Consider the following 19,673-nt stretch of genomic DNA (forward strand, 5'->3'; position numbering starts at 1 on the left):
ATGGAAGTTATGCAAATACTGAGCCCACTTTTAAGCGCGTAAGATGAATAATCACAACGTGCTGATTATATTCGCGTTGAAATTTTTCACGTCTAACGCTTAAGTGCTCTAGCAACAGCGTATTATATGGATATTGTAATTTTATTACAAAAACAAAGTTCATTCCGTACTAATTTGGTGCAAAATGAGTAGAATACGGCGCTAGCGCTTTTCATAAACAATATAAATAAGATAGCATATACCGCATTTGCAGCCTTGGACATATAGATGCAACAATATCTAGGTATAAGTTGCAGTACTTTGTTAACTGACTGTTGAGTCAAACAATATAGAGCAAATTGACTTTTGCTCTAATGTGTTCGCTAGTAATGTTCACAGCCTAGCAAAGCAAAAGCGGCACGCCTATTGCTCGACATTGATTATCCATGAACTATTAAGGCATTCACCTTGTTTAGTTTGTAAGAATTACACATATTCCGGCTGTTTCGCGGTTTATAGCGTTTACGTAAGGATGTATTTGAAAGCGCTATATCGAAATAATGCACCGTTTTAATACACCCAAGCCATCGTAGGAAGGAAATAACATGTTAAAAAGGACCAAAAGCATAATAGCTCTGTCGGTAATTTGCGCCACACCGACTCTATTTGCCCAAGAGGCTGGTCGAATTCAAGCTGGGCAATTTGATTTGATCCCTTCATTTACGTCTTCGATGGCGTATGTTGACAACGTGGCGAATGCACGAGATAACCAAAGTAAAATATACAGCTGGCGTACCACTTTATCCCCTGAACTTATTGCCGCTACGCAAGTCAACGGCAACCCCGTTCAGATTGGTTATAGACTGGAGCGTGGTGTATATTTTTCCAGTAGCAATGATGATTATACCGACCATTTTGTAGAAGCTTCGGGTGACTTTGAATTGAATAGTCGTCATCGTGTGAGTGCGCTCGCTCAATATGAAGATGGTCATGAAGATCGCGGTACCGGCTTCTCAATTGGTACTGGGTTGGATATTTCAACACCAGATACTTATAAAAGCTCGAACCTTTCTGCTGAATACACGTATGGTGCCGTGACTTCTGATGGTCTTATTACATTAAAAACACGTCGACAATCACTAGACTATGACAGATCTGAAGACGCCTATTTGATCCGCGATAGGGTAAAAACCATGGTTGGCGGTGAGTTTGGCTACCAAATTGGAGCTGCAACTAGTGCTGTTATTGATATTACGCAAACCTACGTTAGATATGATGAGCAGTTAGACTTTGTCACTCGCGACAGTGATGAGACACGCGTTTTAGTTGGTGTTGTTTGGGAAAGCACTGCTGCGACAACAGGTTTTGCAAAAGTAGGTTATAAAGAGAAAGAGTTTGAGGATCAATCACGAGGGACATTCTACGGCACAGATTGGGAGGTTGGAATAGATTGGCAACCAGTGAGCTATTCTACGTTTAGAATCTCGACAAGTGCAGATACCTTCGAAACGAATGGTGAAGGCGATTTCATCCGTGGACAAAACTATAGTGTTCGCTGGAATCATGATTGGCTTGAGCGTTTAAGTACCTCGTTTAGTGTCACTCAACAAGATGACGAATATGTATTTAACGAAATTGATATCGATAATAGAGACGACGAACTCATGAATTACTCCGCATCTTTGAGTTATCAAGCTCGCAGATGGTTAAAATTCAGCACTTATTATCAGTATACGGATCGAGATAGTAACCGAGAGACCATTGGCTATGATAAGAGCGAAATTGGGGTGACTGCTGAGGTAACACTGTGAAACGACAGGTAATTAGTTTAGCTTCGATACTATTCATATTTCTTTACTCGGCGTTTTCCTTCGCTCAGGAAGGAAACTTGAGCATGAGTCAGTATCAACTTGGATCTGGTGACAGAATAAAAATCAGTGTTTTCGGCCAAGATGATCTTTCGATGGAAGTACGTCTACCTGACGTCGGTACAATTAATTATCCATTCTTAGGGGAAATTAAATTGGTTGGCTTAACTGCCGATGAAGTCGAAAAGAAAATTTATGATGGTTTGCTAGGGGATTATTTGGTTAACCCTTCTGTCTCAGTAGCTATCATTGAATACAGGCCCTTCTTTATTGATGGTGAAGTGAAAAGGCCGGGCGGCTATCCATATCAACCAGGCCTTTCTGTTAATAAAGCGGCTGCATTAGCCGGCGGTTACACAGAGCGAGCGGCCCGCGACAAAATTACCATAATTCGTGAAAAGGACGGCAGAACAAACGAATTCACCGTAACCGTGAGCGATATGATTCAGCCTGGTGATATTATCACCATTAATCAGCGTTTCTTCTAAATTACGTAGCGTGCAGGAAATAAAATGGCAGTAAATGGCAGGGAAGAGTTCAATGCTGGTGTGTTTGAAAATGAGACCATCGACATTGCTCATTATTTGGGAATTATTAAGCGTTACGCATTTCGAATTGTATCATTAGCAATTGCATTTACGATCTTAGTTGCATTGCTAGTTATGCGTATGACGCCCATGTTCACTTCTACTACAACTATTTTAGTAGAGGCAGAAAAGGCGAACGTTGTTTCAATAGAAGAAGTATATGGTCTTGACACAAAGCGCAAGGACTATATGCAAACGCAATTTGAAATACTGCAATCCCGTCAAATTGCAGAACGCACGGTTGAAAGCTTATCGCTTTATAATAACGAAGAGTTTATGCCAGTTGATGAGGGCCCTAGTCTATTCGATGAACTAAAAGCTAGGGTAGCCGAAGCTTTACCGTTTCTTCCACAGGAAGAGCCTAAAGATTTAACTGAAGAGCAAATTTTAGCGGCTAAAAAGCGCAAAGCTACTTCACTCTTAATGAGCGCACTTACCGTTGAAATGGTCGATAATACGCAAGTAATGAGAATAACCATTACTACTGAATCACCTACACTTTCAGCGGAACTGGCTAACGCAGTCGCAGACGTCTACATTGAAAACTATCTGCAGGCTAAGCTTGATATGACTGCGAAAGCAACGTCTTTTCTTACAGATAGCTTAGAAGGCCTCAAGCAAAAGCTTACTGTGGCTGAACGTAATCTTGCTAAGTTTTACGAACAAAATCAAGTCGTTAACATAGATGGTGTAGTGGGCTTAGCGGCCGATGAACTAGAGCAGCTGAGCAAGCAGTTACTCGATGCGCAAACCGCACTTAAGCTCAATGCTGTTATTTATAGACAAACGCGCAACGATGTTTCGTTAGAAGACATAGCGCGTCTTCCTGAAGTACTGAATCACCCAACCATCAGAGATGTTCGACGTGACGAAGCAAAGGCGATGACGCGCGTGAGCGAACTGAGTAAAGTTTATGGCCCTAAACACCCTAGAATGATTGCTGCGAATGCAGAGCTTTCTTCTATCCGGGAAACACTGAGTAGTCAGATTAGAGATTTGATAACGAGTATTACAACGCAATACGAAGTGTCGGAAGACCGCGTTGTACAGCTAGAGCAAGAAGTCGCGCAAGCGAAAGCTGAGTTCCGTTCACTGTCAGCGTTAGACAACCAGCGGCGAGCTCTGCAACGTGAAGTTGATATTAATCAGCAGCTTTACAACTCTTTCTTTACTCGTTTGAAGGAAACTGATGAGCTGGGCGGCTTTGAGTCAGCAAATGCTCGAGTACTCGACGCGGCGTTACCCAAATATACGCCTTCCGAGCCCAACAAAAAGCTGTTAATAGGTGCCGCTTTTGTTTTTAGTATGGGCTTTGGCGTTTTCTTGGCTATTGCCATGGAAACTCTAAACAGCGGTATTCGCTCGGTAGAAGATGTTGAGCGTAAACTTGGACAGCGTATGTTGGGTCTTATCCCATGGCTTCCACACAAGAAGAAGACTGACTTACCAATTCGTTCTTTCTTTGATGGTAAAAAGCATCAATTTGCAGAGTCGGTTCGTACCCTGCGGACTAGCTTATCATTATTGAATTTAGATAAAGAGCAGCAGGCCATAATGATTACATCGAGCGTGCCTAAAGAAGGTAAAACTACCGTTTCGATTAATTTAGCGTTTGCCTTGGGGCAGCTGGATAAGACCATACTGATTGATGCCGACTTACGTCGCCCTAGCGTTGGCAAGCAATTTGGCATTCCAAATTACCAGCCCGGTGTTGCGAACTTAATCTTAAAATCACATACTTTTGATGAATGCTTAGTGCAGGATGAAGAATCTAATATAGATATATTATCCGCAGGAACTATCCCATCAAATCCACAAGAATTACTAGCCGACAAAGGCTTCGGCGAACTTATCGCCCAGCTCAAGACCCAGTACAAATACGTTGTTGTTGATACTGCACCAACTCAAGCTGTTAGTGACTCTATGGTTATTGCAAACTCATGTGATTCTGTAATCTACGTAGTTCGTGCAGACAGTACCAGTGAGAAGTTAATAAATAATGGTTTGTCTCGATTCCTTCAAGTTGGTCATCGTCTTGATGGGGTAGTGCTAAATCAAGTAGACTTACGTAAATCTGGTGCAGCACAAAGGTATGCTGGATTCTACGACCAATACGGTTATACGAGTCATAAAGACAGCTAACAGTAATTATTGATAGATATACATAGTCATATATTGCCTGGCATCGACGACGGTGCCAGGTCTTTAGATATCGCCTTAGAAATGGCACAGCAAGCTGTTGACTGTGGTGTAAGTCACATGGTTTGCACGCCTCATATCCATAAAGGCTACTTTGACAATTCTTCCAGCACGATAAAGCCTGTATTTGACGAGTTTGTGAAAACTGTCAAAACAGCGGCGATTCCCCTAACACTTTCTTATGCAGCTGAAGTGAGAGTGAATGAGCTTATTCCCGTTTGGTTCAAACAAGGGGAGCTACCATTCATCGGTGAATTAAGCGATAAAAAAATACTTCTGCTTGAAATGCCTCATAGCCATGTTCCCCAGGGGCTTGAGACCCTAGTTAAATGGTTATTAAGAAATAACGTTCAACCTCTTATAGCGCATCCAGAACGAAATCGGGAGTTGTTAGCAGAGCCAACTAAATTTAGCTGGCTTCAGCGACAAGGGTGTTTGTTTCAAGTTACCGCTGGCGCTTTGACGGGGCGATTTGGAGACAACGTAGCACAATTTGCAATAAGTTTAATGCAGCGAAAAGCATTTCATGTCGTTGCTTCTGATACCCATGATTTAGTACGACGGCCTAATGACATGAGAGATGCGTTTGACGTTGTCGCCGCCTTCGATAGGGTCTTCGCTCAAGACGTTTTCATTAACAAGCCTGGTGAAATAATAGGTAAAGCACTTAGGCACGGTGTTTAATGAAGGCGTTTAATCTCGCTAGCCACTACAACCAACAAACTTTTAGTACTTCGCTCAAATGGATCGTAGCGCTTATGGCGTTATGGAGTTTAGTGTGGAGTGTGCAGCTTTTTATTTCGGGTAATGCGTACTATAGCGTAAAGAATAACATTGATATGTGGCAGCAAAGGCCTGAGCGTGCGACTACAGAGAAGATAGAGCGAGCTCTAAATAAAATAGAAACAGCGCTTAGTTATTTCCCGAAAAACGCACTCTACTATCAAGTACAAGGGCAATTATATGAATGGAAAACATATAGTGTGGGTGACGCCGGCGTGTCGAGCGACACTCAAACAGCAGCTTTTGATTCGAAGAGAAACTTATACCAAGCCTTTACCGCCTACGAAAAGAGTCTAGAGCTAAGACCGAATTGGAGCGGCAGTTGGATAGGGCTAGCGTCAGTTAAGTGGAAACAGAGAGAATTAGATAGTGCATTCTATGATTATGTAACGCGTGCCGTTGATGTGGGAGCACAAGATGCCATAGTGCACAAATTTATCGTAGAATATGGCTTAGACATGTTTGCCGCACGCTCAGTGCATTACGTAAAAGTGAAAGATCTATTAAAGCGCCATTTAGATTTAGGAATTCAAAATCCACTTAGCAGAAACTTTGTTTTAGAAGCTATCCAAAAGCATAGCGCAGAGGAAGTAGTGTGTCGTTGGTTGAATACTTCGAGTTACCCTGTCAAAAAGCGTATACCTAATTGCGTGACATACGACTAAAAACGACCGAAATTAACTTTTTCCTTTCAACCAGTCCCAAAGCCCCAGTGAAAATCCTTCGAAAAGGTTTATTCCTAACCAACTTTTGAGGATATAAAGAAGTACCAAACCAAGTATTAACGATACGCAGAAAAAAAGCGCAACAGTTGCTGCCATAGCAATTCTGCCAATTCTACTTTCAGTTCTGGATAAATCTCGTTTATCTATTCCAGCTAACAGTACGAAATAATAGCGGCTGCGTAGGAGGCTAATGGTGCCCCGAACATCCACTTTATGATTACCCCAACGTCTTCCCGCAAGCGCAGTATTTAAATGAGATAATTGTTCATCAGAGAATGAATCAGCTACTTTTTTCGGCATACGCTCAAGCATGTGTTGAACGTTGGGCTCTTCTCTAACGGGGCGTTTAATTTTTAAAACCACACTGCGTCCTTTTACGATAAAACGATCGAGAAAAAATTGAGTTAAGCAGTTTATCTATGTGATTGCCTTCCCATAGAAATATCTCTGCTTAGCGCTCCTAATGCTAAAAGAACAATAAATATAGCCGTATTTGCTGGTGCTTGTAGAGGGAAATCCACACTGCTGTGCAAAGCCATGCCGATAGTTGCCATAATACTTGCAAAAGCGGTGCCTCTGGGTAAAGGGTGGCGTCTATTTCGAACGGCGCTAAGAGCATTTTTAGTACACAACAGCACTAGCAGAGCAAGAACAAAGGCACCTACGACACCAAACTCAATGCTAAATTGAAGATATTCGTTGTGTGCGTGATCGTAAAAGTGCTGAATACTTTCACTCTGAAATTGAGGGTAAACGGTGTAAAAAGTTCCACCTCCGGTACCTATTAGTCCGTATTTACCTAATAGGGGGAGTGCGTCTGTTATTACTTCATCTCTACTTTCTTGTGCGAAGTTTGTTTGTTCTAAGCGCTGTTGCACTTGCTTGAGGCCAAAAAGACTACTGACTAACAAAATATCGATAATCAGCATGCTGATAAACAAAGTGATATAGCTTTTTTGACGGGGCTTAAAGTAAATCAAGCCAAGCGTGGCTGTAATTGTCATGGCTATAAAAAAAGCGCTATTACCCATTCGAGAACGGGACATGACTAACGCAATCACCATTATAATTATGCCTATTCTAAATAGTACTTTGTTACTTAACCAAAACTTCACCAGCCTTCGCAGCCTTTCTCGTTTACTGGTGGTGTTGTCTTGATGCAAACTCGCTATCAAATACCCGATTGCGGCACTCAAACAGAGCATTAGAAAATTTGCGTAATGATTCTTGTAAATATAGCTGCCAGTCGCGATGTGCGAAACCGGCTGTTTGAACACCAGGCTGTACTTAATACCTGAAAGTACTTCTAGTGCGCCGTAGATAGCCTGAAATATGCCAGCTGCGCTAATGACTATAAGGGTGTATCGCAAACGCTTAGCTGAATTGACAAGGGTTAATGCGATGAAAAATAGAAAACAATAGGCAAGAGATTTGAAGAAAGTTACGTCGCTCTGGCCTACATCAAAACTCAAAGATAGCCACCTTGAAGTAACGTTCTCTTGGTTACCCCATTGCTCACTTAAGAGGTAGCTTACACGTTCAGGTCTTATTGCCTCGACCAGCGCAAAGGGTAGAGGAACAATATTGATAAGCTGCCAAGCAAGAAAAATAACCCAAAGAATAATGAATGTTCGATATTTTGTGTAGAGTTGATGAAGTAGAGAAGTGTTTAGCAGAACCAAGGTGCCGCCAATTGAAAACAGCGACATTTGCATCAGCGCCCACGCCCACGGGCGATTTGCGCCCAACGACAGAGGAAGCCAGAACAATGTGAATAAAAGAAAACCGAAAAGAAACTTTTCGGTTTTCAGAACATTAACCATAAACAACTACAACAAAAAATAGTTAAAGTTTAAGCTGTTACGTTTTGGTTAGTTGGCAGAAATTGTTGTATCACCACCACCTGCACCAGCTGCCCCAGTACCGACACCAAGCGGAGAAAACGTATTGCCCGTTCCACCTGCTGCTGTAGCTGTTAATGTGCTTGGATCTATACCAGCATTAATAACTGCTAGCAGTGCATCGTCTTCACTAATTACCTGCATTTGAAGAGCGATATTGTAGATCTCGCTGGCACTTTCAGGAAACATTAAAACAGTAATCGTTATGATTTGAGATGCTCGATCTGGAAACTGTGTAAATCCAGCGATGGCTAATTCGAACCCTGTGGCATTTTCGTTAAGTAAACCTACTAAAGATTCAAATGAATCTTGGTTGTCAGATAAATACGCAGTGCCTGCAGCATCGAAGTAAAGACCTTCATTGATTACAGTCTGACTAACTTGATTTGCGGCGTCTTGTATATTCGCTCCGTTATCAAGTTCATTAACAAGTAACGTTCTTACTTGAGTGCCCGGTGCGCTATTTTCTTGCGCTGAAGAAACAGGCGTTAGCACAACCAGTGCAATCAAAAGTAGAGATAAAATAACGTTGCTACGCATAGCTTATCCTTTTAAATAAAACGTCGGGTCAGCGTCTTGCTAACACCATTAGTGATCATTGTATAACAAATAAGCGTGCTAGGTCTTCACTTTGTTATACGACTTTTCGGCTAAGTAACTTAATTTTGCCAAAGCGTAGGCTTTGCGAAATAAAAACCTTGCTGATAAGCAACGTCGAGTTGAGTTAATGCCACTGACTCTGCTTCATTCTCAACAAGCTCAGCAATTACGTTGATATTTAATCCTCGAGCTATGCTCAACAAGCTACTCATAAACAACTGATTATCTTTATCTGTGTGAATATCTTTCGTAAGCTTGCCGGAAATTTTTACAAAATGAGGCTGAATAGCCCTCAATCCTGCAAGTGATGCAAGATTTTCTCCAAAGTGCTCAATTGTTACGCGGCAGCCTAATGTCATTAGAGTCTTGCAAAAAGATATGGTGTCATCTTTATGGTGAATGAGTGCTGAGTCTTCGAATTCGAACACCAACTTAGTGCAAAGCGCCGTGTTTTGGTTCAATTGTGCAACTAGCCAGGTTCTGAAATGGGAATTAGCTAGAGATGCATTTGCAATATTAATGGCCACATCACATTTTGCCTGAGAAAGCTTTTTAAAAACGAGGGTTGCTACCAACTTATCGACCTCTGGAATAAGGTTCAATCGTTCTGAAGCGGGGATTAACTGCGACATTGGTATAACACTGCCGCTTTCTTTGTCTTTGAAGCGTGCGAAAGCCTCAAAATATGAGGGAGTGTTTTCTGCAATACTCATGACGGGTTGTATCAGCATGTCAGCGTACTGTTGCTCCAATATCACATTGAGCCTCTCTCTCCATGCAGTATTACTGTGTATATGAGAGAGTTCTGAAGCAAATTGCCATCCATTAGCTTGTTTAGTTGCAGCCATAAGCGCGCTGTCAGCATTTTCCATAATTTCGGAAAAAGACTGCTTATCGCTAAATTGCGCCACGCCCATCCACACCGAACGATTTCCGTCTTTGAGAGGATTGCAATGTACGAGAGTTTCACTTAATTCTTCGATTTTATTCGAACATTCTCTCTTTGATATTGCTTCAGTGACTAGTGCAAAGTCGGCGCCTGATAGCCTGAATAAGTGTGTAGTCTCAGCCGACTCTTTGGAGAACTGCTTAAGAATGTTGGCAACTGAAGTAACGTAATTGTCGCCCTCTTGGGCTCCGAGAGAAGTATTGATAGCGTTGAGGTGCGCTAATCGTATTATAACTAAATAACCTTCATCTGAATGGGCTGTCGAACTTAATAAAGCGTTCATGTGACGAGTGAAGGCACTTCTGTTTTGAACGCCCGTAAGGCTGTCTTCGTACGCTTGCGCCTTGAAGTGTTCTGCTTTTTGGGAAAGTTCTTTAAACATCCCTTCTACAGATGAAGACAGCTTATTCACTGCTTGAGTGATAAATGTAAGCTCTTGGGTAAATGGCTTATAGTTTATTTGAGAAAACTTTTGGTTTTGAATGTCATTAATCTTGTGAACCACAATTCTAAGCGGTTTTGTAATAGCGGTAATTATGAAAAGCAACGCGATGTAGGCTACAACGAACGCGGCAAAAAACATAAAGGCACTTTGTTTGACACTTTCATAAAGCGTTTCATTTGCAAGCCCTGGGTGGCTTTGAACGGTTAGCTCCCCGGCCAGGGTCCAGCCGTCGTTTAATTCAGTTCGTTGAACGGGTGGTGTGACTTCTACTAAATTAGTGAACCACGCAGGCACTGAATCTTGAGTATTTGGGTTTTTACGCTCAATCAGTAAATTACCTTCCATGTCAGAGACCGTAATATACTGATAGAAACCCCTGTCAAAAATGGCATTTACCATAGTCTCCGCAACGATTATTCCGTTGGGTTCGCCAATGTAAGGCGTGATGGAAAGGCCTAAAGACGTTGCTGTATCTTGAGCGTGAGTCGCTAGTTGTTCGTTTACATATTCTCGAGTTAGCTTTACATTTATAATGAAAGAGCCAGCAAATACTAAAACCAAAAAAATGGCTAAGCTCGTACTTAATTGGGTAGATAGTCTCATTATTTTTCTTTATCTCCGTACATTACGCGGTCTAGTCGCTCTACCATGTCGTCCCACATTTTCATTGGACCACTACCTCTCAACTTGCGGCCTGTTCCCATCGCTTTCGCAGCCCACAATCCATTACCATTAAAACTGTAAATAGGGGATAAGTCTCTGCGCTTATTCGCCGGTAAAATTCGCCGATTAATATTGTCTAAAACTAAAGGTACTGAGGTAGGCGTTTCATAATAAGCTAGCACCATGTGAGGTTGACGTAATTCTAATGCCGTTACATACATAAGCCTTAATTGACTTTCTGGTACACCTAGCTCAATGAGTGAGAAATATTTCGCAATGGTGTAGTCTTCGCAGTCGCCTGCGCCAGTGGCAATAAACTCTATCGGGGTGGCCCAGTAGTCCTTTTCGTTCCAGTGAACAAGATCGTCAACAAAATCGAAACGGTTAAAGAAGCGGTTGATAGAATAGAGTTTTTCATCAATCGCCTCTTGTTGTAATTCATCGATCAGTTGTCGCCAATCAGCAACATCTTCGGCAGCGTTACTGCCATATACGTCATTAATCCGCTTATAAACCTGCTCTGTAAAGACCGTTTTTTGTTGAGCAATACCGGACGCGACGACAAATACGCAAGACATCATAATAACGCCAGCGCGAAAAGCAGTAATTAAACTGCGGAGTTTGACTGGGTTCTGTGTTCGCGTGACGTAGCGTTCTTTTTGGTGCAAGCCGTGGATACTTTATGCAATAGATTAAGGCGAATGTAAAAAATGTTTCACTACAACGTTGTACGCTGTCTCACCTGTGATTGCGTTATGATGGCAAACTTGGTGATAACTTGAAAGGTTTTTGCTTAACTGAATTATCTTTTACTCAAAAGTGATCATAATTGGCATAATTCGTGTTTCTTATAAGCTAGGTAAATCGTGCAGCGCCCTCGAAAGCTTCGATAAGCACTTGCCATCAATTAGCATTGAAGGGCGGAAACCATGTACGAATATCAATAACACCTGATATCATTAGAACTGCTTGTAGTTTTATTACAACGAAAAGGAACTTTCATGAAGTACTCAGCGCGTCCAGCGGTGTTTATCATAAATTCACTTGAAGGCGGCGGCGCTGAACGAGTCATGGTTAAACTATTAACCATAATGGAATCTTATTTCGAGGAAAAAACGATTCCCGTCCATCTTATTCTTTTGGATGACCTCCCTGAATCTCATCAATGCCCGGCGTTCGTTGATAAAACTATACTGGACTCTCAGGGGAGCCTAGTCGAGGGTTATCGACAGCTAAAGCCTGTTTTGGAAAAGATCGCTCCTGAGTATGTATTCAGTTTCTTAACGCGAAGTAATTTTCTAAACGTCGCGCTTTCTAAGCGTTTAGGGTTCAAATCAATTATTAGTGAAAGGGTTAATACTACCAGCCATCTGTCTGGTGGCTTAAAGGATAAGGTAAGCCGATTACTTGTTAGGTTGCTATATAATAAAGCCGATAGCGTAGTGGCTGTTTCTGAAGGTGTAAAAGCCGATTTAATCCAAAATTATGCAGTGCCGAAAGACAAAGTAGCTGTGTTATATAACCCCTACGATATTGAACAATTGAAGGAACAGGCCGCGGAGAGTGTATTAGACCTCCCTGCTAAACCTTACATTATTGGTGTAGGGCGATTAGTAAAGAACAAGAATTTTTCACTTTTAATCAACGCTTACGCTAAAGCAAACATCTCAGAAAACCTTGTTATTCTGGGAGTAGGTGATGAAGAGCTTAAACTGAAAAGCCTCGCAATAGAGCAGGGGGTAGGTGACAAAGTTCATTTCTTGGGGTTTAAATCTAACCCATACCCTTATGTAAGCAGCGCCGAATTTTTTGTTAGCACATCAAATGCAGAGGGTTTTCCCAATGCCATCGTTGAAGCAATGTGCTTAGGGAAAGCCGTAGTCGCTACTAACTGTGAATCAGGTCCCGCTGAAATTCTTGCTGAGAAATATCCTTATCACGTGTCTGGTGCTAGCGAAGAGAAAAACGGTATTCTGTGTGAACTCAATAACGTTCAGGGTGTTCGCGGCGCTTTAAAACTGCTCGAAAACGACAGCGTTCGCACTTCCTATGCAGCCAAGAGTAGAAGGTGTGCACAGCAATTCTCTTACCAAGCCTTCCAGGAGAAGGTGGTTGCAATAATAGATAAGGTTTGTAAATAAGCATGTTCGAAGGGTTAAAAGTTGTCGTTGGCCTGATCAGTTTCATTCTGGTGTATCGTACTGTCACTGGCAATTGTAATAAATACCTAGCGTTTGCGATTTGCGCAATATGGCTAAGGTTTTTCTTGGCAGCATTTCATACGATTACGTACCCTTCTCTTATCGCAGGTTTTTCTATTAATGCACTTTCCAGTATTTCTGTTGCTGGGTTAGGGCTTTTCTTCCTGCCGTTTGCTGTTTTTACTTTAAGGAAGTTACTCCCCTTTTATTTTCTGTTTTTGGCCATTGCTGTAAGTGGTTTTGTGAATATGCAAATTCCAGGAACCATCAATGTCTTAGTAAAATGGTGTTATTTCCTCGTTCTAACTGGAGCCATTTTCTTATCAGTTAGAGCTCAAGGTCACAGTGTCACATTTAAAAAATTATTAGTGTGTTTTTTTATGCCCGTTGTGATGCAAGTGTTGTCTATTGCATTAGGCGAGGTGAAAGCAACAGAAAATGATGGTTCAGCGAGCTATATCGGTGGATACAATCATGAAGCCGCATTCTCAATGATAATCGTGAGTTTTATTTTTGTTCTAGGACTAACTGAGAGAAACGCTATTAAGTTTCGAACCTCACTATTCACCGTTGCAGTTTTTCTCCTTATATTGGTGAATTATAGAACAGCAATCCTTACAATCTTGCCCATTGCGGCCGTGTTCTACTACTCATTGGTTGAACAAAGATTAAAACCTTCACAAAAGGCGCCAGTTTTGACTGTGGTGTCTATGTTTCTCATTTTTGTATTTGTTGCGCTTTCGTTTACGTTAAGAGAACGTTTTGCCGACGTTGGGACATTGGCATCAAATTTAGACTTAATATTCAAAGCTCCTGCGTATTTCAGTGAGGCTGAGAAAGATATTATGTCTTCTAGAGTTTACTTGTGGAGCCAATACATTAATGCGCTTACAAACTCAGACTTACTTAGACAATTAATAGGTTATGGGCCTGAATCGTGGAATGGTGTTTTTAAACACTATGCTCATAACACATACGTGTCTTATTTTTACGAATACGGATACATAGGATTGTTATCGTTTTTGTTTCTTTGCTCGTATTCCTTGATGGTCACAGCTGGTGTGAAAGACAAGCGATTATCAAAAATTTTACCATTATCTTTAATTGGTTTTCTGACAATGAACCTAGCTACGATGCCCTTATGGAATATAGAAGGGCTTATATTCTTCGCAATTTTGATAGGGGTATCTCTCGGAAATACGGCTCCTGCAAAAGCACGGTACAGTTTTAGAACCCAACTAGCACTATTAACAACTACGGATTAGTTTATGAAGATTTGCGCAATTGGCTTAAGAGGTATTCCTGATGTTATGGGGGGGATAGAGTCTCATTGCCAACAGCTTTACCCTAAAATGGTAAAGCAAGGAGCTAAAGTGACTGTGCTTGCTCGGTCGCCTTATGTGAAAGAAAAGCGATTTAACTTTGAAGGTGTTGAAGTTATTAGCGTTTGGGCATTAAGACACAAATTACTAGAAACATTTCTTCATACGTTTATCGCAATTATTTACGCAAGACTATTTGTGAGGCCCGATATCGTGCATTTGCACGCTGTAGGCCCCGCTATTTTTACGCCTCTAGCTCGCCTGCTTGGCATGAAAGTCATGGTTACGCACCATGGTGCAGATTACGACAGGCAGAAATGGAGCCCGTTTGCGAAAAAGGTGCTTCGGTTTGGTGAAAAAATGGGGATTGTGTATGGAAATAAAATTTTAGTTGTTGGGCGAAGCTTAAGTGAGGCTCTTAAGGTTTCATTCCCAGAACACGCTGAAAAAATTAGTTTTGTGCCCAACGGAATGTTACCAACCTTAACCGGAAAACTTAGCAGTAGTTACTTACCTAAAGATTTGGATATAGAGTCACAGAATTACGTTTTAGCTGTAGGACGGCTAGTACCTGAAAAAGGGTTTCACGACTTAGTTGAGGCTTTTAAAGAATCTAGTACGTCTACCAAGCTTTTTATAGTCGGAGATGCCGACCATCAAGACGACTATTCTAAAAAACTGAGAATGTCGGCCAGTTCAAACGTTGTGTTCGCAGGAAGACGATCAGGAGATGAGTTAAAAGCACTATATCAGCATGCTTCGGTATTTGTTTTGCCGTCTTATCATGAAGGATTACCTATTGTAGCGCTAGAAGCAATAAGTGCTGGCTGTGACGTTTTATTAAGTGATATTGCTCCTAATGTGGACATTGAAGCTCCAAGCGACTGTTACTTCGGTGTTGGAAATGTCAATGAGTTGGCTAAAAAGCTGTCTACCTTTTCAAATTTAAACTTAAGTCTTGATAGAGAAGTGTTCTTGCAAAAATACAATTGGGAGAGTATTTCGGAAATTACTTTGGGACACGCTAAAAATTTGATAATTTAGCGCCAAATTAAAAGCCTATATCCATGCAGTTAGAAGGGAATCTAGTTGGACATCTCAGTTGTAATTACCACATGTAACAGACCAGCATTTTTAGTAGAAGCGCTGGCAGGTATAGTTTCACAAGAGCTTCAACCAAAAGAAATTTTAATCATAGACGACTGTTCAGAGGTCTCTTACCAAGAGGCTTATAACGCTATAAAAGATGTAAATGCGCAATTCTTACGTTTAGAAAATAAGAGTGGTGCTAACCGGGCTAGAAATATTGGAATCAAAGAAAGTTCTGGGACGGTAATTGCTTTCTTAGATGATGACGATATTTGGTTGCCTGATTACCTTAGTGAAATTTCAAAGCAATATGAGCTCGGAGCAGACGCGGTGGTAACAGGCTTCAAGCAATTAGGGAAGGAAAGTGTCTTGGTGGTTAATAAAGATGTGAGGGTAACTGAAGCTTCATTATTACGTGGCAACACTTATTGCGGGATGTCTGGCTTTAGCTGCAAAAAAGAAGTGATCGAAAATCTGCATTTTGACGAAACCCTGAGCAATGGACAAGATTGGGACATGTTTGTCAGGCTGTTTTTGGGAGGTGTTGATTTCAGAAATATTTCGAAAGGGCTGTTTTTATATCGTTTTCAAAATGCTGATGGAATTGGAGCAAAGCTCAGAAATATTGAGCCTAGAGATATCATTCCACGGCTTGCGTCTGCAAATAAACATAAGAGCTTTCTTGGTGATTATTGGTTTAAAAAGCGTGTAAGTGAGCAAGTGTTATTTTCGCTAAAGTACAAAAAAGGCAAAGTAAGGTGGCTATTGTTATCGGTCAAGCTTTCGGGCATTCGTGCAACTTCTAGCTTTTTTTATCGAGCGATGAGAAGAAAAATCTTAAAGAAACCTATGTCAATTTAGATTCAATATATGGAACAAAAAAGCTTAATGACGGAACAAAACTGGAAAAACGTGAAATGACCCAACAAGATGTAAAAAAAGCTTTTATGTATCCACCAAGGAGTCAAAATGAATTCTTGGAGCTAAATAAAAATGCGTTAAATAAGATTGGCTATGATGTGCAGCCAACAGATTTAGCTTTTGTAAGATATATGCTTGCTTCGCCTAGAAAAGCCGTGGTGATTCTCAATTGGGTTGAAGATAGAGTTTATGGCAGGTCATATAAAACGGCGATACAGTATTTTTTTAAAATGATTGCTCTAGTCGTTTTTTCAAAATTCTTTGCCAAAAAAGTTGTCTGGATAAAGCATAACTTTAAGCCTCACAACAGTTCGGGCAGTACCAAGCGCTTTACATTTCTTTGTCGTTTGTTTGGTCTATTGGGAATTCCCCCAGTTTCACTTGAAAGCTACTTTAAGTCTCCGTCACTAGTTCATCCCTTATACAAGTCTGATGAAAAGCTGGTAAAACATATGCAATGTGGTGAGTCACAAGCTACGAACGATGTTTTGTTTTTCGGTGGAATAAAACCTTACAAGAATTTGCACCTTGTTTTAAATGAGTGGCCCGTTTCTCTCCCACTCAAGATCGCAGGTAAATGTTCAGATCCCGTCTACAAAGAGGAACTCGAATTTATCATTAGCAAACGAGGACTCAAAGTTGCATGGGATAATAGATTTCTTTCTGGAGAAGAGCTCAATGAGTTGTTGGAAGCTTCTAAGTTTGTCCTATTGCCCCATTCTGATGGCACCATGATTAGCTCCGGCTCTTTCTATCATGCTATTGGAGAGGGGTGTAACATTCTGACTAATGAAAGTGAGTTCGGAAGGGAGAAAAGCAAACATCACTCATTCGTACATCTTATAGATATTAAAGGCATCTCTGAGAGAACATTAGAAGAGATATATGTGCCCAAATACAAAGTTCTGAAAGAGGTGCTCTCTCACTACGGAGAAGACAAAGTCGTCGATGCTTGGAAAGTAATCCTCGCTGGTGCTTAGACTTAAAGAGAAAAATGGAATGAATTCAAATAACAATGTTTCAATAATCGCTCCGAAAATAAGTGTTCTTGTTCCCGTTTACAATGATATTGGCAGGGTAGGTCAGTGTATTGACCGACTAAGAAGTATCAATTACCCACGAGAAAGTTATGAAGTCATTATTATTGACAATGGTTCAACGGATGGGACTTACGAATTTTTACAAGAGCGTGTAAAAGAAATTGAAACAGAAACGTTTTGTTTACTTCAATGTTTGACACCGGGTTCTTACGCCGCAAGAAACGAGGGCTTACGAGTCGCGTCTGGCGATTACGTTGCTTTTACGGATTCTGATTGTTTGGTTTCGAGCGATTGGTTAACAAGTTTGCTGGAATGTTGGAATGAACAGCAAGACGACATCATCGTTGCGGGTAAAGTGTCGTTTTTTTCTGACTCTTCGAAACACACCGAGCAAAATGCACTAGATTTTGAAAATATGTTCTCTATGAAGCAAGAACAGAATGCGAAAAAAGGTGAATGTATAACAGCGAACTTATTTTGCTCGATGTCCCTGATTAAGAAGCACGGTGGGTTCAATGAAAAACTTAAGTCAGGCGGCGACGTTGAATTCAGTCGACGTGTCGTTAGTTCTGGTGGAAAAGTTGTCTATTCAGAAAAAGCAGAAGTTCTTCACCCATCTAGGAATAAATCAGAGTTAATTGTTAAGCGCAAGCGAGTGGTAGGCGGGACTTGGGACGCAGAGCTCTCTAAGGCAGGATTTAAGCGAAAGCTTAGATTTTGCATAGGTTTATTAAAAATGTTCTTAGGTCGCACAAAAAAAACGTGCTTGCACTCTGGGTTTTCAGGAAAACGCAAAACGGGCTTAATCTGGCTGCTGTTACTAATTTTTTTCACAAGCTTGAGTGAGTTTATGTTGCTTCAACTAGGAAAAGAAGCAAATAGATCTTAGTTACGTTACATAAAAGTTCCCTTCCGTATTCACAATTGAGAAATTAAATGTCGCTTAAGAAAAAAGCTACTAAAGGTAGTATTTGGACATCACTTACAAGAACAGGAATCAATGTAGTTGATTTTTTGGTTTACGCATATCTTGCTCGCGTTCTAACTTTGGAGGAATTTGGTTTAGCAGGATTCTGTTTTCTATTCATCGAATTTGCAAACACGCTTGTGAATGCGGGCGTGAATCAAAACCTTGTGCAGCGAGATAAATGGGAAGATAGATACGCAGCAAGCACTATGACATTCGTCGCAGGAATGGGGTTGGTTGTAGTTATCGGTATTCTCGGTATCGGTGCTCCAATAGCTTACTTCTCCTACTCAGAATTAGCCGCATGGGTCGTCGCGAGCTTAGCTCCTATTACCTTGGTTACCAGTTTGCAGGTAGTTGTGAGTGGCAAATTATTGAGAGAATTCAAGAATAAACAAATGGGTGTGGCTAAGTTTTGTGCAACACTTATATCCGCGACCACTATAGTCATTTTAGCAGAAATTGGTTATGGGCTTTGGGCGTTAATTATCGGAAAATTAGTAAATGCGGTTATTCAATATTTACTTCTAATTTATGTGGCAAAATTTAAGCCTTACTTCCATTTCAATAGAGATGACAATAAAGAGCTCATTCGATTTTGCCTTCCCTTGTTTGGTATGACCGTCATGAACTTTCTTCACAGAAAGGCGAGTAACTTGTTTACGGGTATTGTTTTAGGGCCTGCTAGCTTTGCTCTGTTGGCTGCTGCACATAAGGGCGCGACAGTTATAAACCAAGTTACCATGAGTTCGATAAATGCGATGGTCGTACCGAGTTTTTCAAGAGTTAAAGAGCGTGAAAAGCTAGGGGCGCTTTATATTAAAATGGTGACCATAACTGCTGTTATGGTATGCCCTATATTTATGGGACTAGCAGCAGTAGCAGACCCGTTTGTTGTGGTTGCTTTCGGTGATAAATTTGCGCCTAGTGCTACCTTCATGACAATATCAGCATTTTCCATTTTCCCGAGTGTGGTTGCTTGGTTTCTACCTAATCTACTCATTTCGAATGCAAAAACAGGCGATGCGTTTCGACTCACACTTTTAAACCTTTTTACAAATATAGGGGTCGCGGGAACTACAATATGGTTTGGCATCGAAGTTATGTTGACATGCATGGTAATTGGCGCATTTTTGTCTCTTCCTGTAAGGCTTTGGATTGTAAACAAACACGTGCAGATTGACTTTAAGTCGCTAACAAAGTCATTGTTACCGCCTTCAATATCGGCGCTACTTATGTTTTTCTTTTTGATGATGTTAAAAACACATCTTGAGGGGCAGTTTCAAAGTGATGTGCTTATCTTGTTGATACTTGTGTTCCTTGGTGCGCTTCTTTATCCATTATTTCTATTTGGTCTATTTTTTAGGTCGGCAAAACTACATACTTTAGAGTTAAAAGCCATGTTTTTAAAAGGCGAAGCCAAAAGGTAGGGTT

The 19,673-nt window shown here is 41.0% G+C and carries 17 protein-coding genes; 12 read left to right on the forward strand and 5 right to left on the reverse strand.

The features are described from left to right. The first annotated feature begins 584 nt into the window (after positions 1-584). The 5 genes from NO989_RS01445 to NO989_RS01465 are packed head-to-tail and all read left to right on the forward strand — an operon-like array spanning position 585 to position 6,081. Entirely contained in the window at positions 585-1,790 is a 1,206-nt protein-coding gene (locus NO989_RS01445; protein ID WP_014976222.1) for an outer membrane beta-barrel protein, read from the forward strand. Positions 1,791-1,801: 11 nt separating this feature from the next. Next, complete coding sequence (locus NO989_RS01450; protein WP_371341973.1) at positions 1,802-2,335, forward strand: polysaccharide biosynthesis/export family protein; 534 nt, start codon at positions 1,802-1,804, stop codon at positions 2,333-2,335. Between the two features lie 24 nt (positions 2,336-2,359). Beyond that, positions 2,360-4,576: a GumC family protein gene (locus NO989_RS01455; RefSeq protein ID WP_371341935.1), complete on the forward strand. Its 2,217-nt coding sequence runs from the start codon at positions 2,360-2,362 to the stop codon at positions 4,574-4,576. A 9-nt stretch (positions 4,577-4,585) separates the two neighbouring features. Then, complete coding sequence (locus tag NO989_RS01460) at positions 4,586-5,317, forward strand: tyrosine-protein phosphatase (RefSeq protein WP_371341936.1); 732 nt, start codon at positions 4,586-4,588, stop codon at positions 5,315-5,317. Next, complete coding sequence (locus NO989_RS01465) at positions 5,317-6,081, forward strand: VpsP family polysaccharide biosynthesis protein (RefSeq protein ID WP_371341937.1); 765 nt, start codon at positions 5,317-5,319, stop codon at positions 6,079-6,081. The genes NO989_RS01460 and NO989_RS01465 overlap by 1 nt, the downstream gene beginning before the upstream one ends. A 12-nt stretch (positions 6,082-6,093) precedes the next feature. Here NO989_RS01465 and NO989_RS01470 read toward each other — a convergent pair whose 3' ends face one another. From NO989_RS01470 to NO989_RS01490, 5 genes are all read right to left on the reverse strand, one after another. Next, the gene (locus NO989_RS01470) at positions 6,094-6,504 is read right to left on the reverse strand and encodes a 3-phosphoshikimate 1-carboxyvinyltransferase (RefSeq protein WP_069944103.1); all 411 of its coding nucleotides are present in this window, start codon (positions 6,502-6,504) and stop codon (positions 6,094-6,096) included. Between the two features lie 50 nt (positions 6,505-6,554). Beyond that, a complete protein-coding gene (locus NO989_RS01475; RefSeq protein WP_342340640.1) occupies positions 6,555-7,964 on the reverse strand; it encodes an O-antigen ligase family protein in 1,410 nt (469 codons plus the stop codon). Positions 7,965-8,012: 48 nt separating this feature from the next. Then, a complete protein-coding gene (locus tag NO989_RS01480) occupies positions 8,013-8,582 on the reverse strand; it encodes a hypothetical protein (RefSeq protein WP_371341938.1) in 570 nt (189 codons plus the stop codon). Positions 8,583-8,701: 119 nt separating this feature from the next. After that, a complete protein-coding gene (locus tag NO989_RS01485; protein ID WP_371341939.1) occupies positions 8,702-10,639 on the reverse strand; it encodes an EAL domain-containing protein in 1,938 nt (645 codons plus the stop codon). Continuing rightward, the gene (locus NO989_RS01490) at positions 10,639-11,367 is read right to left on the reverse strand and encodes a transglutaminase-like cysteine peptidase (RefSeq protein ID WP_101564149.1); all 729 of its coding nucleotides are present in this window, start codon (positions 11,365-11,367) and stop codon (positions 10,639-10,641) included. The genes NO989_RS01485 and NO989_RS01490 overlap by 1 nt, the downstream gene beginning before the upstream one ends. Before the next feature lie 333 nt (positions 11,368-11,700). Here NO989_RS01490 and NO989_RS01495 point away from each other — a divergent pair, with 333 nt between their 5' ends. From NO989_RS01495 to NO989_RS01525, 7 genes are read left to right on the forward strand one after another with little or no spacing between them, the layout of a single operon-like run. Continuing rightward, positions 11,701-12,840: a glycosyltransferase gene (locus tag NO989_RS01495; protein WP_371341940.1), complete on the forward strand. Its 1,140-nt coding sequence runs from the start codon at positions 11,701-11,703 to the stop codon at positions 12,838-12,840. 2 nt (positions 12,841-12,842) lie between these two features. Then, positions 12,843-14,165, forward strand: coding sequence for an O-antigen ligase (locus NO989_RS01500; protein ID WP_283627146.1), 1,323 nt, complete (start codon positions 12,843-12,845; stop codon positions 14,163-14,165). 3 nt (positions 14,166-14,168) lie between these two features. Then, positions 14,169-15,266 (forward strand): glycosyltransferase family 4 protein, encoded by a 1,098-nt coding sequence (locus NO989_RS01505; RefSeq protein WP_039227136.1) that lies wholly within the window; start codon positions 14,169-14,171, stop codon positions 15,264-15,266. Between the two features lie 45 nt (positions 15,267-15,311). Then, positions 15,312-16,172 (forward strand): glycosyltransferase family 2 protein, encoded by an 861-nt coding sequence (locus tag NO989_RS01510; RefSeq protein WP_039227134.1) that lies wholly within the window; start codon positions 15,312-15,314, stop codon positions 16,170-16,172. A gap of 56 nt (positions 16,173-16,228) precedes the next feature. Then, positions 16,229-17,212: a hypothetical protein gene (locus tag NO989_RS01515; RefSeq protein ID WP_039227132.1), complete on the forward strand. Its 984-nt coding sequence runs from the start codon at positions 16,229-16,231 to the stop codon at positions 17,210-17,212. 19 nt (positions 17,213-17,231) lie between these two features. Beyond that, on the forward strand, positions 17,232-18,161 hold the full coding sequence (locus tag NO989_RS01520) for a glycosyltransferase family 2 protein (protein ID WP_039227131.1): 930 nt from the start codon (positions 17,232-17,234) through the stop codon (positions 18,159-18,161). A 47-nt stretch (positions 18,162-18,208) separates the two neighbouring features. Continuing rightward, positions 18,209-19,669: an oligosaccharide flippase family protein gene (locus NO989_RS01525; protein WP_371341941.1), complete on the forward strand. Its 1,461-nt coding sequence runs from the start codon at positions 18,209-18,211 to the stop codon at positions 19,667-19,669. Positions 19,670-19,673: the final 4 nt, after the last annotated feature.

Source organism: Alteromonas sp. DY56-G5, from assembly GCF_041414725.1.
GTDB classification, from domain to species: domain Bacteria; phylum Pseudomonadota; class Gammaproteobacteria; order Enterobacterales; family Alteromonadaceae; genus Alteromonas; species Alteromonas macleodii.